Origin of the sequence: Pseudoduganella sp. S-14, from assembly GCF_049913285.1 — a bacterium.
Lineage (GTDB): Bacteria > Pseudomonadota > Gammaproteobacteria > Burkholderiales > Burkholderiaceae_D > Rugamonas.
In genome coordinates, this window is sequence record NZ_CP183991.1 from 4,050,095 (window position 1) to 4,066,363 (window position 16,269).

Here is a 16,269-nt window from a genome sequence, read left to right on the forward strand (position 1 = left end):
AGTTCAAGGCCCTTGTCCTCGGCCTTGAAGCCGATCAGGTTGGCCAGGTTGTCGAGCACGTCATCGAGGTCGAATTCAAGCTGTTCCACCGTCATCTTGCCGGCCTCGATCTTCGAAAAATCGAGGATGTCGTTGATGATGCCCAACAGGTTCTCGCCGGCGCGCTGCACCTTCTCGACGTAGTTGCGCTGGCGCTTGTCGAGGTTGGTCTGCAGCGCCAGGTGCGACATGCCGATGATGGCGTTCATCGGGGTGCGGATTTCGTGGCTCATATTGGCCAGGAAATCGCTCTTGGCACGGGTGGCGGCCTGCGCCTGCTCCTTGGCCACGCGCAGCTCGTCCTCGGCAGCTTTTTGCGCGGTGATGTCCTGGTAGACGCCATACATGAAGCGCGGCGTGCCGTCTTGCTCGTCGCGCACCACGGTGCCGACCGCGTGCAGCCAGATCACCCGGCCGTCAAGCGGACGCTTATAGGCATACACCGCGTCGAACTTGTCGTAGCTGCCGTCGAGGGCGCCCTGCACCCGGGCCGCCACGCGCAGCGCGCCTTCGGGATCGGCTTCCACCACGCGCGCAAACCATTCGTCCTGCAGGTGGTAGCGGCCGCCGGGCCGCAGCGGCTCGCCCAGCAGGCGCGCGGCGCGTTCGGACTGCGTGTAGTATTCGGGGTCGCTGTAGTCCACCACCCAGTAGCCGCAGTCGGTCATTTCCAGTGCGATATCGCCGAGGAAGTTGCTGCGCTTGATCTGCTCTTCCAACTGCTTGCGCTCGGTGATGTCGCGAAACACCACCACCGAGCCGACCTGCGCGCCATCCTTGTACATGGGCCGGTCCGCGTAGTCCACCGGGAAGGTGCTGCCGTCCTTGCGCTTCAGCTGCTCGCCATCCTGTTGCCATTCGGCGCCTACCAGCTCGCCTTCCTCGTAGCCGAGCAAGGCCGGCGCCGCCGGGTTGACGAAGGTGACCCGGCCGGCCAGGTCGAGGCCGACGATGCCGTCGCTGACGGCGCCCAGCACCAGCCGGCTGCGCTCTTCCAGCAGCCTGGTGCGCTCGTTGCGCTCCAGGATTTCCATATTCATCGCGATCACCGGCAGCGCGCCATCGAGCAGCGCCTGGGCCTGGTCGCCGTAAGGCTCCAGCGTTGCCAGTTCCAGCACGCCCAGCAGGCGTTCATTGCGCAGCACCGGCACGATGGCAATGCTGGCAGGGTCGGCCTCGCCCAGCGCGGAGCCGATGCGCACATAGCCCGCCGGCGCCTGGCGCATGACGATCGGCTTGCGCTGCGCCGCGCACTGCCCGACCAGCCCTTCGCCAAGCAGGAAGCGCTGCTGCGCCGCGGACCTGCCGCGCATCGCGTAGCCGGCCAGCAGCGCCAGGCTGCCCTCTTCCGCCTCATGCCGGTAGAAGGCCGCGTGGCCAGCCTGCACCAGCGGCGCCAGCAACGCCAGCGTGCGCGTTGCCAGGTCTTCCGCGCTTTCCGCCGATTGCAGGTCGTTGCCGATCGCCGCCAGGTGGGTCTTGAGCCAGCGCTGCGCCTCCATCTTGCACGCTTCCTCCTGCAGCACCTTGATCGAACGCGCCAGGCTGCCCATCTCGTTCGGGAAGTCGGTCAGCGGCACTTCGGCACCCAGCTTGCCCTTGGCCAGCTGCTGCACGGCGCTGCGCAGGCGCTCCGACGGCAGGCGCACCGAACGTCCCACCAGATAGCTGAAAAGCACGCCCAGCACCAGGCTCAGGCCCAGCAAGCCATAGGTGAGCTGCTTTTCGTAGCGCGACAAAGCCTGCATCGCTTCGATCTGGTGGCGCGCGCTGTCTTCCTTGATTTCGGCGATGCGCGTCAAGGCATTATTGGCGCGGATGGCATGTTCCTGGAACCCCGGGTCCGCCACCACGGCGACGGCCTGTTCCACCTGGCCGGTTCGCAACAGGCGCAGCGCATCGTCCACGCGCAGGTGATAGTCGGCGTAGGCCGTTTCGAATTCGGCCAGGTTCTTGCGATTCTCTTCGCGGATGATGCGCGGGCGCAGTTCCTCCAGCGCACGGTCTTGCCTGCGCTGGGCCTCTTCGAGCATGGACATCGCATACTCGCGGCCAGCCTTGTCGCGCGCCAGCAAGGCTTGCTGCAAGGCCCGCCCGCGCTGGGCAAACTGGATCAGCGCATCCTTGGCGTCGGAGATGCCCAGCAAGTCGTTCTTGTAGATGCCGAGGATCTCGTCATGCAGCCGGGCCTGGGTGGTGACGTTGTGCAGCCCGAACGCCAGCGTGATCAACAGGCTGCCGCCAAAACCCAGCGCGAGCTTCCACGTCAGGCCCAGTTTTTCAAGTCGCGTCAGTAAGCGGGCCACGCTTCCTCCCTACTCAGTCATATTGATTGCCAGCAGGTCGAGCGCTGACAGGAATTGTTCATACGCCGCTGCGTCGGGCGTTGCAAGCAGCGCCAGTTCCACGGCTCCCAGCAGGCGGCCTTGCAACTGGACTGGCGCCAGCAGCAAAGCGCCGGGCGATGCGCCGCCAAGCCCGGACCGAATGCTCCATGCCGCGCCGGCGCCGCTGGCGTCGACGATGCGCGCCTCGCGTTCCAGGGCACACTGGCCAAGCAGGCCCTCGCCCAGCGCCAGGCGGGCCGGCGGCGCCGTGCTGGCATAGCTGGCGGTCAGCACCAGGCCATCGGCTACGGCAGCGTAGATGCTGCCCTGCATGGCGCCGAACAGCAGGTGGCATTGGTCGAGGAAGGCCGTAAGGCGGGCATGGCGGTCGCTTGCCTGCTGCATTTGCAGCGCCACCTGGGCCAGCTGCATCTTGCGTTCGGCGCGCAGTGCCTGCTCCTGCGCCACGCGTTCGAGCTCGCGGTGGGCGCGTTGCTGCGCCGCCTGGCTGCGCACGGTGCGCAGGCCGGCCGCCCCGAGCAGGAGCACCACGGCCGCCGCCATGGCAGCGGCAGGCACGCCGCTGCCCGGCGGCACGCTCTGGCCCAGGTCTTCCAGCACCACCAACTGCCAGGCGCCGGATGGATCGTGCCAGTCCACGCTGGCCGAGGCCACCGCAAAATGCCGGCCTTCGCCCTGCACCATGCCCGGCGCCAGCTTGAGCGGCAGCGGGCGCGGCTCCTTCTCTTCGAACAACTTGCCGAACTGGCGCACGGCCCGGATGCCGGCCACCCGGGCCGGCGTCACCTCGCCGGCCAGCATGCCGCGCCATTCGCGCCGGCTGCTGGCAAACACCACGCCTTGCGGCGACAGCAAGATGGCGGCCTGGCCGCTGCGCGCCAGCAGGCGCTCCAGCTTTGCCATGCCGGTGCGCGCCACCACCACGCCCACCGGATCGCCGCGGCGCGCCATGCCGGCGTAGACCGGCGCCGCGAAATACAGGGCATGGTCGCCGCGCGCCAGGCTGACGGCGGCATAGATATTGTTGCGCCCGGCCATGGCTTCCTTGTAATAAGGCCGGAAGCGCACGTCGATCCCGGTCGACGGTTTTCCGCTATCGTCCCAGGACGATTTGACCAAGCCGTCCCGGCCGACCACGAATAAACCCTGGATTTGCTGGCTGCGGGCCACGTTTTCCAATAAGGCCGACATTTTCGGCTGGTTGGCGGCAATTGACTCGGTACTGTCTTGTTTGATATCCGGCTCAATCAATCCGAGCAGGGAAATCGCCCCCATCAAATTACTGTCCAGGGTTAATGACATTGCAGCAATAGCGTCGCGCTGCACGTCGATCTTCAATAATTCCAGCCTGGCCTGTTCCAGCCTGGCGCGGTAGCTGCTGCCGGCCAGCAGGGCCGCCGCCGCGGCCAATAGCGCGACCACAGCCCAGGCCCGCAAGCGATATTTTGCAATTCTCTCAATTACCAACATGGCAAATTTCAAGAAGGAAATATTATCGAATAACAATACCAGCATTCCCGCCGCAGGTGCCGCACGCCATGGATTTTATTGTTCAGTTGCGCATGATTGACGTTTGCTGGACGAGTTAACCCGATAGTGATATCGTCCATATTTAGGATATTGCCCTTAATCTAGCAATATTCCGCCCCGAACGAACGCATCACACCCATCATGTTCAAGAAAATAACTGCCGCCCTGCTGATGTCGATCTCCGCAGCCGCGTTTGCCGTGCCTTTGGGCTCGCAATCCGTGCTTGTCGTCGAGGATGAGACTGGCAAAGTGCTGGTCGAGAAGAACGCCACCGCCGTGGTTCCGATCGCCTCCCTGACCAAATTGATGACCGCAATGGTCGTGCTCGACTCCAAGCTTGATATGGACGAGCAGATCAGCATCGACAAGGACGATGTCGATACGCTCAAGCACAGCACCTCGCGCGTGCCGGTCGGCGCCACGCTGTCGCGCGGCGAAGTGCTGCAACTGGCGCTGATGTCGTCCGATAACCGCGCCGCCGCCGCGCTGGCCCGCACCTTCCCGGGCGGCCCGGCCGCCTTTACTGCCGCGGTGCACGCCAAGATCCTGCAGCTCGGCATGACCAGCACCCGCATCGATGAACCGACCGGCCTGTCGCCTAACAACACCTCGAACGCAGCCGACCTGGTGAAAATGGCTGCCGCCGCTGCCCAGTATCCCGAGATCCGCCGCATCACGACCGATACCGAGGAAGTGATCAATATGAAGGGGCGCATGGTGCAGTACCACAACACCAACCGCCTGGTCGGCGCCAAGGGCTGGGATATCGGCCTGTCCAAGACCGGCTATACCGAAGAAGCGGGCCGCTGCCTGATCATGCGCATCACGGAAGCCGGCCGCGCAGCCACCCTGGTGCTGCTGAACGCCGGGGGCAATTCGGCGCGCCTGATGGATGCGCTGAACATCCGCCGCCTGCTGGCAGGCGACAACGCTCCTCAAGTGATGAAAGTATCGAGCCCGCGCAAGAAGGTCGTGCGCACAACGGAACGCCGTCGCCGCCGCATGTAAGAGCCTGACGGGGTTCGCTGCCGAGAGGCACCATGGACCTGCTGCGCAACCTGCGCTTCGCACGCCGCCTGGCGATCCTGGTGGCGATCTTCGCCGGCGGCTTCCTGCTGTACGGGTTCTGGTCGTTTCGCACCCTGGACCAATTGCGCGTCAACGGCCCGCTGTACGGCGACGTGGTGCAGGGCAAGGACTTGATTGCGGACGTGCTGCCGCCGCCGCTGTACATCATTGAATCGTTCCTCGTCGCGCAGCAATTGGCAGCTGCTGGCAGCCAGGTCGAACGCGAACAGCTGGCGCAGCGCCTGCGCACCTTGCACGCGCAGCAGGTGGCGCGCGTCCATTACTGGCAGGGCCAGGTCCTGGACGGCAGCCTGGCCGAATCGCTCAAGCAGGCCAACATCCAGGCCACGGCTTTTTACAACGAAGCGTTCGGCCAGCTGGTGCCCGCGCTGGAGCTGGGGGACCGGCCGCGCGCCGGCCGTGCGCTGGCCAAGATGCAGCGCCATTACGAGCAGCACCGGCAAGTGGTGGACGACCTGGTGAACCTGGCGGCCAGCCGCGCACGCTTCATCGAGGGCCAGGCAGCCGAACGCATCCGCTTCGACAGCGCGCTGCTGCTGGCCATCCTGGCCGCTTCGCTGGCGCTTGCCATCGGCATGGCATGGCTGGTCAGCCGCAGCATCACGCAACCGCTGGCGCAGGCGCTGGCGATTGCGCAGCGTGTGCGCAGCGGCGACCTGGCATCGCCCGCCCCGCCGCCCTTCCCCGACGAAGCAGGCGAGTTGCTCTGGTCCCTGCATGGGCTGCAGCAGAGCCTGGCCGCTTCCGCAACTGCGCGCAGCGAATCGGAGCGCAAGCTGCGTTGCACGCGCCAGTTGCTGGACCGCCTGTTGAACAGCGCCGACATGCTGGTGCTGGGGCTGGGGCATGAGGGCGAAGTCCTGATCTTCAACGAAACGGCGGTGCAGGTCACAGGCTGCAGCCGCGACAGCGTGCTGGGACGCGTTTGGCGCGACCTGCCGCTGCTGCCCATGTCGGCCGTGTCGCAATGGCCAGAAGGCGGACACCCCGAACAGTTCCGTGCCATGCCGGCCGGCCACGAACATCTGCTGCAGACGGCGTCGGGCGATGAGCGCCGCATCGCCTGGCACCACAGCGCGCTGGAGGAAGGCGAGATCGCCCTGCTCAGCTTCGGTATCGACGTCACGGAACTGCGCCAGGCCGAGCGGTCCATCGCCGCGGCCCACGAGGCAACCGACCACGCCCATCGCAGCAAGAGCGCCTTCCTGGCCAATATGGGCCACGAGATCCGCACGCCGCTCAATGCCATCATCGGCCTGACGGAACTGGCCTTGCGCGGGCCGCTCGATGCGCGCCAGCGCGGCTACCTCGAACAGGTCGACGGCGCTGCCGCCAGCCTGATGGCGATGTTCAACGATATCCTTGATTTCTCACGCATCGAGGCCGGCAAGTTCCATATGGAAGAATGCGTCTTCAGCGCGCGCCGCGCGGCCGAACAGGCTTGCGCGGAATGGCAGGCTGCGGCGCAAGCCAAAGGCCTGCTGCTCGAATGCAGCGTGGAGGCGGCGCTGCCGGAAGAACTGGTAGGCGACGCGGCCCGCCTGCAGCAGCTGCTGCAGCATTTGCTGGCGCATTCGGTCAAATTCACGGAGCGGGGCAAGGTGCAGTTGCTGCTGCGGCGCGAAGACGCCGGCGCCGAAGACGGCACGGTACTGCGCTGGGAGGTACGCGACACTGGCGCGGCGCGCGACGCCGCTGTCCAGCTCTACGAACCGATGGGGCCGGGCGATTCGGCGGCAGGACTGGGTCTTTCGGTGGCGCGCCAGCTGGCAGCCATGATGGGCGGCCACCTGCTGCTGGAAAGCGATCCGGCCGAAGGCAACCGCTTTGTCTTCACCGCCCTGTTCCGCCATGCGCTGCCCGGCGCAGTCGCTTGCGCTGAAGCGCAGGCGGCGGCGCAAGCGGCATTTCCTGCGCTGAGCGCCCTTGGCGCCGACATGGCCGGTGCGCTGGCGCGCCTGCATGGCAACCACGCGCAACTGCGCAAGATGCTGGGCCAGTTCCTGCAGGGCCAGGCCGCCTTGCACGTGGCCATTGGCGATGCCGTGGCCCTGGGCGACCGCCAGCGCGCGCAGCGCATGGCGCACACACTGGCCGCGCTGTCGGCGCAGCTGGGCATGGAAGCCTTGCGCCAGGCCGCGGCAGGCGTGGTCGGGGCGCTGCGCTCCGGCGGCGACGCGGCGCCGGAACTGGCGGCGCTTGCGCCGGCCCTGGACGCGGTGCTGCAGGCGATCCACGCCGACCTGCAAGCAGGCGGCGAATCAGGCGAGCAGGCTGCGTAGGCCGCTGGTGCGTTCGGTACGGCGCCGGATCGCATCCGGCAGCACGCCCGGATTTGGCGTCAGCAGCGTAAAGCGCTGGCGGGCGCGCGTGATGCCGGTGTACACAAGTTCGCGCGCCAGCACGCTGGGCGCTTCGCGCGGCAGCACCAGCACCGTGTGGCTGAATTCCGAACCCTGCGATTTGTGCACTGTCATGGCGAACGCCGTTTCCACATTGCGCAGGCGGGTCGCGAGCACGCTGCGCACCTGGCCGCCCTCCGAGAAATACACGCGCAAGGAACCGCAGCGCGCGGGGTCGGGCAGCGCCAGGCCGATGTCGCCGTTGTACACGCCAGTGGCGTAGTCGTTGCGCGTGACCATGACCGGACGGCCCACATACCAGTCGCCGCGCCGCTTCAGCAAGTCAACTTGTTCAAGGCGTAGCGCAATGCTGTCGTTCAGGCCCGAGACGCCCCATTCGCCCTCGCGCACGGCGCACAGCAGGCGAAAAGCTTCGAAGGCAGCCAGCACGCCGGCGGCCCAGGCATCATGGCCGGCAGCGCCGGGGCCCTGCCTGACCAGCTCCAGGAAGGGCCGGTAGCCTTCGACTGCCAGGCGCAGCATGTCCTCCTGCTGCGCCGCTTCGTTCCAGTGCAGTTGTCCCCCGCTGTCGGCGCGCAGCACGGCGCGGGCCGCATCGGCATCGCCACGATTGACGGCAATGGCAAGCTGGCCGATCGGGCCGCCGAAACGGCGGCTCTGGCGCAGCATGACGGTCTGCTGCGCCAGAGCGCCGGCATTGCCGAGGAATTCCGGCGGGATGGCCTGGCCGGATGCCGCTTCCACAAAGGCCGCCGTGGCAGCGTCGTAGCCACCGGCCTGCGCATCATGGCACAGGTCGCCCAGCACCGAACCCGCTTCCACCGATGCCAACTGGTCCTTGTCGCCCAGCAGGACCAGGCGCGCGCCGCCGGGCAAGGCATCCAGCAGGGCCGCCATCATCTCCAGGTGCACCATCGACGCTTCATCGACGATCAGCACGTCCACGTCGAGCGGATTGCCGGCATTGTGGCGGAAGGCGCGCGTCTCCGGACGAGCACCGAGCAGGGAATGCAGGGTGCGGGCGCCGCCCATGCGCTGCGCCAGCTCACGCAGCGGCAATGCGCCGCCCAGGCTTTGTTCCAGGTCGCCCAGCGCGCCGTCGATGGCTTGCTTCAGGCGGGCAGCAGCCTTGCCGGTTGGGGCCGCGAGCGCCACGCGCAGTTGGTCGGCATGGACGCCTTCGACCGCAAACAGCAAGGCAAGCAAGCGCGCCACCGTGTAAGTCTTGCCGGTGCCGGGACCGCCGGTGATCACTGCCAGGCCGCCGCGCGTGGCGACCGCGCAGGCGATCTTCTGCCAGTCGGTCCCGCCCTCGCGCGGGGCATGCGTGAACAGCCGGTCCAGCCACTGGCGCACCAGCGAGGGAGCCGGCCCCCATTTTTCCGGGCCGGTGCGGGCGCGCACGGCATCGGCCACCGTATTCTCGTCCGACCAGTAGCGGCGCAGGTACAGCCGGCCGCCGGCAAGCACCAGCGGCTGGCCCCTTTCCACGCCGCCCGGCCAGGCCAGCACCTGCGGGCAGGCCTGCAGGAATTCGTGCCAGCCTGCCAGCCCTTGCGGCAGTTCGCCGGCTTCCTCGCACAGGCTTTGCCAGTCGTCTTCGCCCCAGCCCAGCATGGGCGAGGGATCGCCGGCCAGCGCCGTCAGTTGCAGGCAACTGTGGCCGCGTCCTTCGAGCTCGGACAGCAGCAGGCAGGCCAACGCCAGCGGCCGGCCCGATGCGGGACCGCCGTCCGGCGCAAGCGCAGTCACAAAGCGCGCAAACACCGGTCCCAGGCGGCGCAGCATGCCGCCTTCGGCCAGCATGTCGGTATGTTCGTAAAAACTCATCGGCAAAGCCCGTCCAGTCCGTCCAGCAGCGCCGCTTCGGGCGGCAGCAGGTAGCAACCGCGCGTCTGCTCGTTGCCGACCCCGCGCAGGAAGTAGAAGATCGCGCCGCCCAGTTGCGTGGCCGGGTCGTAGGACTCGCCCAGGCGCGTGCGCAGCAACCGGTGCAGGGCCAGCATGTAGATCGCGCCCTGCACGTCGTAGCGGTGCGCCGCCATGCCGTGCGCCAGCGCAGCCTTGTGATAGGCCGCATCGCCGCCGCCCAGTGCGTTCGATTTGTAGTCCAGCACCCAGTACCGGCCCTGGTATTCGAAAACCAGGTCGCAGAAGCCTTTCAGCATGCCGTGCAGCTCGCGCTGCGGCAAGGCGGGACGGGCAATGCCGTCCAGCAGGTGCTGGCGGCACAGGCGGTCCAGCTGCGCTGTATCGAGCCGCTCGCTCGGGAACCAGAATTCCATTTCCGGCAGCAGTTGCCCGATCGCGTCCAGCGCGCTGCCCAGCGGCGGCAGTTCGGTGGTGACGATCACCTTCAGCCATTCCAGGGTATCGGCTTCACGATGGCCCCAGCCGGCGCGCCTGATCTGGCGCGCAGCGCGTTCCATATAGTGCTGCTGGTGGATCGAAGCAAAGCCGTCGCGCGCCAGCGCTTCCAGCTGGTCGTGCAGGAAATTGCCGGGCACCGAGCCGCGCGGGAAGCGGTGCCAGGCCGTGTCCTCGATGCGCAGCGCTGCGCCCTCTTCCTCGCCTTCCAGCAGCGTTTCTTGCGAGGCATGCATGGGTGCAGGCAACGGCTCGCTGCCGCTGCGCCTTGCCAGGGAGGTGAAGCTGCCGACCGACCAGTCGCGCTCAAAATCGCCCTGGTATGCCAGCGGCGCTTCCAGCGGCGCACGCTCGACCGCGCGCGCCAGGCGCGTCACAGGCACGGCGGGCTCCAGCAGGGCGATGGAAATGGCATCGCAATCACCGCGCAGCTGCTGCCAGCTTTCCAGCAACAGGCCGGCAGGCAGCGGCTCGCCGCCGGTCAGCAGGTAGCCAAGCGCCGAATCGTGCAGGGTATTTTCGTCCTTCTTGCGCGCCGGCAGTGCGGCCACGCCAAGCCACAGAAAATGCCGGGCGCGCGTCAACGCGACATACAGCAGGCGCAGGTCCTCCTCGATGCGGGCCGCTTCCGCTGCCAGTTGGCCTTCCTCGGACAGGTGCATGTCGAGACGGTGCTCGCCGTCGGCGTCGGTGTATTCGAAGAAGGTACGGTTGCGCTTGTCCACCTTGCGCACCGTAACGGCGAACGGCAGGTAGACCAGCGGGTATTCCAGGCCCTTTGACTTGTGCACGGTTACCACCTTGACCAGCTCCGCGTCCGACTCCAGCCGCAGCACGCGTTCATCGCCGCCATCCGTTTCGTCCCCGATCTGCTCCGCCAGCCAGCGTATCAGCGCCTGTTCGCCTTCCAGCTGCCGGCTGGCCTGCTGCAGCAGCTCGGCCAGGTGCAGCAGGTTGGTCAGGCTGCGTTCGCCGCCGGGCCGCGCCAGCAGCTGCGCAGGCAAGCCAAGGTCGTGGATGAAGCGGCGCAGCATGGCCAGCACCCCCTGGCGCTGCCAGACCACGTGCAACTCCTTGAGCTGCTCGACGCGGCGCTCCCAGGCCAGTTCGTCGGCCGAAAACTGCGCCAGTTCTGCCAGCGGCAGGTTGGCGGTGCGGGTGGCAAACGCGGTTCGCGCCAGTTGGCCATCGAGCGGGTTGGCGACTGCCGAGAGCCAGCGCAGCATGTCCACGGCTTCCTCGCTGGACAGCACCGAGTCCTTGTCGGACAGGTACACGCTGGGCACCAGGCGGCGTTGCAGCGAACGGCGCACGGCAGCCGCTTCACGGCGGTCGCGCACCAGGATCGCGATGTCGGCTGGTTGCAGGCGCCTGAAGCCTTCGCCGCCCTGGAAGCCGGTAGCCGGATCGTTGAGCAGGCAGGCGATATGCTCGGCGCACTGCTCCGCGAAGTAGTCGCGGTAGGCGTCGGCCCCCAGCTGCTCCATGGTGCAGCCGGCTGTCAGCGCCTGGATGTCGCCGGCCGGGCCCACCAGGCGCTCCGCGCGGCCGCGCGCGCCCACCGCCTCGAACGGCAGCGGATTGCCCTTGTCGGTGCGGAAGCGGAATGCCCCGCGCGCAAACCCGCCCTGCCCGGCCACGCCTTCCGCATGCAGGAAGACCTGGTTGACCGCAGCCACGATCTGCGCCGTGGAGCGGAAGTTGGTGCCAAGCTGGTAATGACGGCCCTCCGTGGCACGGCGCGCATCGAGGTAGCTGTGGATGTCGGCGCCGCGGAAGCCGTAGATCGACTGTTTCGGATCGCCGATCAGGAACAGGCCGAGATCCGGATCGTTGGCGGCGACCTGGTACAGCAGGTTGAAAATGCGGTACTGGCTGGGCGCCGTGTCCTGGAACTCGTCGACCATGGCCACCGGGAACTGGTTGACGATACGCTGGCGCAGCGCCTCGCCATTGGCGCCTTCCAGCGCACCGCGCAGGCGCTCCAGCATGTCGGCAAAGCCGAACAGCCTTTGCTGGCGTTTCAATTCCTCCATGCGCGCGGCAATCGTCGCTGCTGCATGGCGCAGTACGTGGTGGCGCAGCGGCTCGATGGCATCGAGGGCGCGGCGCAGCGGCGCGATCCCTTCGAAGTCCGCCGGAATGTCGGGAGCGAAGCCCTTGGCGCAAGCGTCGGCCATGCCGGCCGGAGTCAGGCGAAACCACGGCGTGGCGTTCATGTCCGGCTCGGCCAGCACAGGATCGTTGGCCCAGTCGCGCAGGGCCGCAAACCATTTGGCGACATTGTCGGCGCGCAGCTTGGTGCCGTTGAAGCACTTCGGATTGGCCTCGCGCTGGGATGCGATCCAGCTTTCCATGCGCGCTGCCCGCTCGGCCCATCCTTGCTTCAGCGTCGCCAGTGCGGCCTGCTGCTCGCCCTGCACGCGGCCGATCATGGCGCCCAACGGCTCCCGGCCGGCCAGCCCTGCGGCATCGGGCCGGCGCGCCAGGTCGCGCACGCTGCGGCCGAGCGCGGACACGTCGCGGCAGGTGGAAAGCAGCACGCGCAAAGCCTGTTCGCCCAGCGGGTACACGTGCTGGCGCCAGTAATCATGCAGCGCGTCTTCATACAGCGCCGCCTCGTCGCTCAGCAACTCTTCGTCGAACAGGTTGCCGCTGTCGAAAGCGTGCTCGCGCAGCATGCGCTGGCACCAGGCATCGATGGTGAAGATTGACGCCTCGTCCATCGTTTCGGCTGCCAGCTGCAAGCGATAGGCTGCCTGCTGGCGCGCGGCATGCTCGGGCAATGCTTCCAGCAGCGCGTCCAGGTAGGAATCGGGCGCCTGCGGCGTTTCAGCGCGGAAGTACGCTGCCGCTTCCACCAGGCGTTCGCGCACCCGGTTGGACAGTTCGCGGGTGGCCGCGCGGGTGAACGTCATGACCAGGATTTCGTTCGGCATCAGCGGCCGGCGATAGGCGTTCGCCCCGCCATGCCCCAGCACCAGGCGCACGTACAGGGCGGCGATGGTCCAGGTCTTGCCGGTGCCGGCGCTGGCCTCGATCAGGCGCGACCCATGCAGCGGGAAGTCGAGCGGGTCAAGCGCGATGCTCATTCCTCGCCCTCCCCGTCGCCCTCGATCGGCTGCACCGCAACCGATTGCGCCAGCCAGTGCGCCAGCGGCTGGTATAGCGCACGGCTGGTGTCGGCAAAGCCGGGGTCTCCCGCCAGGGAGGCAAAGTCCGGCCACAGGCGCGCCAGGCACGGGTCCTCGTTCTCTCCTGACAGCTCGAAGCCGCCGTCGTAGACGCTGCGCGGATCGCCTTCCGTCACCAGCGCGAGCCCGGTCTTGCAGGCTGCGGGCAATGGCTGGTCCATCCCCTTGCGCCACAATTCGGCTATGCCGGTCAGGACCGCAAGCGCGGCCTGCGGGTCGAGCGGCGCCATGATCACGATCGCATCGCGCGCAACCAGGAAGCCGGTCACCGGGTGGCCCTGTGCGGCTGCGGCCAGCTGGCGCAGCCACATCGGGATCAGCTTTTCACCGCGCGGCGCGCCGGATTTATCGCACACGCGCGAGGACATCTGCATCAGCCATACCGTGTCGTCCCCGGCCCGGTGCAACTGGTCGATCCAGTCTTCCAGCTCCAGGCCGGCAAGCGTCAGGTGGACGGCCAGCTTGGGCGCATCTTCGCGGTATGTGCCGCGCAGCGACAGCCAGGCCGTGCGCACAGGCACCAGTTCTTCGACCAGTTCGTCCAGCACCCGGTCGCCGATCAAGCCGATCGGCAGCACGCCCTGGCGCCGCAGGCGCTGGCCGCGTTCGCGCAAGGTGGCGCGCACCTCTTCAATCGGCTCCATCTCGCCGCTGTCTGCCAGCATCGCATCTTCCAGGTTGTAGCGTTCCAGGCCGTTGAGCTGGAACGGTTCCTCATCCTCGCCCACCATCGCCGATTCGGCAAAGTAGACGCCCAGGCGCTGGCGGAAGAAATGCCGCACCGGCTGGCGCAGGAAGGCTGCCAGCGTGGAAAGCCGCAGCCGGAACCCCTCTTCCACCTCGTAGGGCGGCAACGCCACGGGCGCCGCAGACGCATCGCCGGCGTCATGCGCCGCGCGCCATTCGCCGGCAAAGGTCAGCAAGCCGCCGCGCTCGAAGTAGGCGCGGCTGAAAGGCTGCAGCGCATGCAAGGTGGTGCGCGCGGCAAGGTCCAGACTCCAGCCGGCGCTCAGGTAATCGCGCAACTGCGCCACCAGCACCGATGGCGGCTGTTCGCTGTTGTCGCGCACGTTGCGTCCGACCCAGCTCACGTACAGCTTGTCGCGCGCAGCCAGCACGGCTTCCAGCATCAGGTAGCGGTCGTCGTCGCGGCGCGAACGGTCGCCCGGACGCGCCATACCGGGCAAGGCCAGCAGGTCGAAGTCGGCGCGGCTGGCGCGGCGCGGGAAGTCGCCATCGTTCATGCCGAGCAGGCAGACCACGCGAAAAGGCACGGCGCGCATCGGCATCAGGGTGCAGAAAGTGACGCCGCCCGAGACGAACTGGTGCTCCAGCGACGGTTCGTCAAGGCCGCCCATCCACGCTTCGCGCAAGGTTGCCAGCGGCACTTGCTCGTCGAAACCGGCGTCCTCGCAAGTCTCCAGCCACTTGTCCAGCGCATCGTCCAGGCGCGAAAGCGTCAGGCGGTCGCTTTCGTCGCGGTCGCTGAAGAAGCCGGCCAGCAGCAGGCGCGCCTGCTCGCCCCAGTCGGCAGGCCGGCGCGCCACGTCCAGCCGTTCGCGCCAGGCCAGCAAGGCCTCGATCAATTGCGCCAGCGAGCCGGCCAGGGCGGCGTCCAGCCCGCCCACTTCCGAATACGGCTCGACGCCGGCATAGGCAGTGCCGTTGCCTGCCGCATAGCCCAGCAGCATGCGGCGCACGCCGAACATCCAGGCATTCTGTTCGCCCGCCGGCGCCAGGCCCAGGCCCGCACGGTGCCCTGCATCCAGGCCCCAGCGCACGCCGGCGCCTTCGATCCACTGGCCCAGGGTCGGCAAGTCGTCTTCGGACAGGCCGAAACGGCGCGCCAGGGCCGGCACATCCAGCAGGTCGCGCACCTCGCTCTGGCGGCAGCGCTGCTGCGGCAGGCGCAGCAGCCACTCCAGCGCCACCAGCAGCGGATTGACGCTGCGGTCGTTGACGTCGCCGATTTCGTGCGGGATGAAGCGCGGGTCATGGCGGCGGTGCTGGCCGAACACGGCGCGGATCGAGGCGGTGAAGACATCGATGTCCGGCACCATCACCACCACGTCGCGCGGCCGCAGCGAAGGATCGGCGGCAAACATGCCCAGCAGCTGGTCATGCAGGATTTCGACTTCGCGCTGCACGCTGTGCGCCACGTGGAATTCGATGGAGCGGTCGCTGTCCTCGGGCGCAATGTGCGGATGCTCGGCCAGCGGCAGCATGTCGCGCACCGCCGCCTGTACCTGCGCCAGCAGCGTCTCGCCTGCGTCATCGCCGAACAGGTCCACGCGCAGCTTGTCGTCGCGCCCTTCCAGGTCGCTGGCGGTGTCGAATTCGTCCAGCATGCGGACATAGTCGCGCCCCTGCCGCCCCCAGCTCGCCAGCAGCGGATGGCTGTGCGCGTGCAGCGCTTCCAGCGGCACAGCCGACAAGTCGATGCCCTTGCGCGCAGCGTGGCGGTGGCGCGCAGCGCGCAGCAAGTCGCGGCCTTCGATGATATCGCCCCAGTAATAGCGGCACGGATTGGGGACCGCGATCACCACCTGGGTAAAGCGCGCCAGCGAGGCCATGGCCTGCAGGGTCTGGTATGGCAACGCCGATACGCCGAACAGAACGATGCGGCGCGGCAGCCGGCCTAGCGGCGTGTCGCCGCGCTGCACCGCATCGACGAACGCTGCATGGACGCTGGCGCGCCCGAGGCCGCGTTCTTCTTCCGGCACGCTGGCCGCGACGGCACGCCACAATTCGGCCTGCCAGCGCTGGTCGGCCGCCAGCGGCACTGCCTCGCCGCGCGCGTTGCGCAGCTGGTCGCGGCCCGCAGCCCAGTCCTCCAGCCAGTCAGCCCGGTACACCTGGTACTGGTCGAACAGGTCGGCCAGGCGTTCGGCCAGCTGCAGGCGGCGCTCCGGGTCGCCGTCGCGCAGGAAATGGCGCAACGGCGCAAAGGCATCCAGCACCAGCAACTGCGGCAGCAGGCGCATCAGGCGCCAGGTCAAGGGACCTTTATCGAAAGCGGAAATCGGCGGCACGCGCGCATGGCCCAGCATGCCCCGATAGATTTCCCACAGCAGCCGTGCCGGCAGCGCAACGCGGGTGGCGCCGCACAGGCCCGTTTCCTCAGCCAGCGCAATCTTCAGCCATTCGGCCACGCCGTTCGACTGCACCAGGAAAATCTCCTGCTCCAGCGGCGCCAGCGGATGGCCGCGCAACCACTGGAACACGGCGCTGCGCAACTCTTCCAGCTGGTTGCCGTGCAAAATCAGGAGTCCGGGTTGGATGCTTTGAGCCATGTAAAAGCAGCGAAATAGCGTGGAACGCCATTATCGCCGCAAAGTC

The 16,269-nt window shown here is 67.6% G+C and carries 6 protein-coding genes and 1 pseudogene; 2 read left to right on the forward strand and 5 right to left on the reverse strand.

The features are described 5' to 3' along the window. Nucleotides 1-158: 158 nt before the first annotated feature. Nucleotides 159-2,345 (reverse strand): annotated as a pseudogene (locus ACN9MZ_RS18480) (PAS domain S-box protein); the annotation flags it as partial. A gap of 9 nt (nucleotides 2,346-2,354) precedes the next feature. Then, nucleotides 2,355-3,824 (reverse strand): GAF domain-containing protein, encoded by a 1,470-nt coding sequence (locus tag ACN9MZ_RS18485; protein WP_426338417.1) that lies wholly within the window; start codon nucleotides 3,822-3,824, stop codon nucleotides 2,355-2,357. A 234-nt stretch (nucleotides 3,825-4,058) separates the two neighbouring features. On the opposite strand from ACN9MZ_RS18485, the gene ACN9MZ_RS18490 reads away from it, so the two are divergent. Together ACN9MZ_RS18490 and ACN9MZ_RS18495 are read left to right on the forward strand one after the other, a co-directional pair. Beyond that, a complete protein-coding gene (locus ACN9MZ_RS18490; RefSeq protein WP_426338418.1) occupies nucleotides 4,059-4,925 on the forward strand; it encodes a serine hydrolase in 867 nt (288 codons plus the stop codon). A 32-nt stretch (nucleotides 4,926-4,957) separates the two neighbouring features. Next, a complete protein-coding gene (locus tag ACN9MZ_RS18495; protein ID WP_426338419.1) occupies nucleotides 4,958-7,288 on the forward strand; it encodes a histidine kinase dimerization/phospho-acceptor domain-containing protein in 2,331 nt (776 codons plus the stop codon). Here ACN9MZ_RS18495 and recD read toward each other — a convergent pair. Genes recD through recC form a run of 3 tightly spaced genes read right to left on the reverse strand, consistent with a single transcriptional unit; the run spans nucleotide 7,268 to nucleotide 16,223 of the window. Beyond that, a complete protein-coding gene (recD, locus tag ACN9MZ_RS18500) occupies nucleotides 7,268-9,199 on the reverse strand; it encodes an exodeoxyribonuclease V subunit alpha (protein ID WP_426338420.1) in 1,932 nt (643 codons plus the stop codon). The genes ACN9MZ_RS18495 and recD overlap by 21 nt on opposite strands. Then, a complete protein-coding gene (gene recB / locus ACN9MZ_RS18505; protein WP_426338421.1) occupies nucleotides 9,196-12,828 on the reverse strand; it encodes an exodeoxyribonuclease V subunit beta in 3,633 nt (1,210 codons plus the stop codon). The genes recD and recB overlap by 4 nt, the downstream gene beginning before the upstream one ends. Continuing rightward, complete coding sequence (recC, locus tag ACN9MZ_RS18510; RefSeq protein WP_426338422.1) at nucleotides 12,825-16,223, reverse strand: exodeoxyribonuclease V subunit gamma; 3,399 nt, start codon at nucleotides 16,221-16,223, stop codon at nucleotides 12,825-12,827. The genes recB and recC overlap by 4 nt, the downstream gene beginning before the upstream one ends. Between the last annotated feature and the right edge of the window lie 46 nt (nucleotides 16,224-16,269).

Excerpts from the sequence above, each read along its gene's own strand:
- ACN9MZ_RS18490 (WP_426338418.1), top strand. The coding sequence starts at position 4,059 with ATGTTCAAGAAAATAACTGCCGCCCTGCTGATGTCGATCTCCGCAGCC.
- ACN9MZ_RS18495 (WP_426338419.1), top strand. The coding sequence starts at position 4,958 with ATGGACCTGCTGCGCAACCTGCGCTTCGCACGCCGCCTGGCGATCCTG.
- recD (WP_426338420.1), bottom strand. The coding sequence starts at position 9,199 with ATGAGTTTTTACGAACATACCGACATGCTGGCCGAAGGCGGCATGCTG.
- recB (WP_426338421.1), bottom strand. The coding sequence starts at position 12,828 with ATGAGCATCGCGCTTGACCCGCTCGACTTCCCGCTGCATGGGTCGCGC.
- recC (WP_426338422.1), bottom strand. The coding sequence starts at position 16,223 with ATGGCTCAAAGCATCCAACCCGGACTCCTGATTTTGCACGGCAACCAG.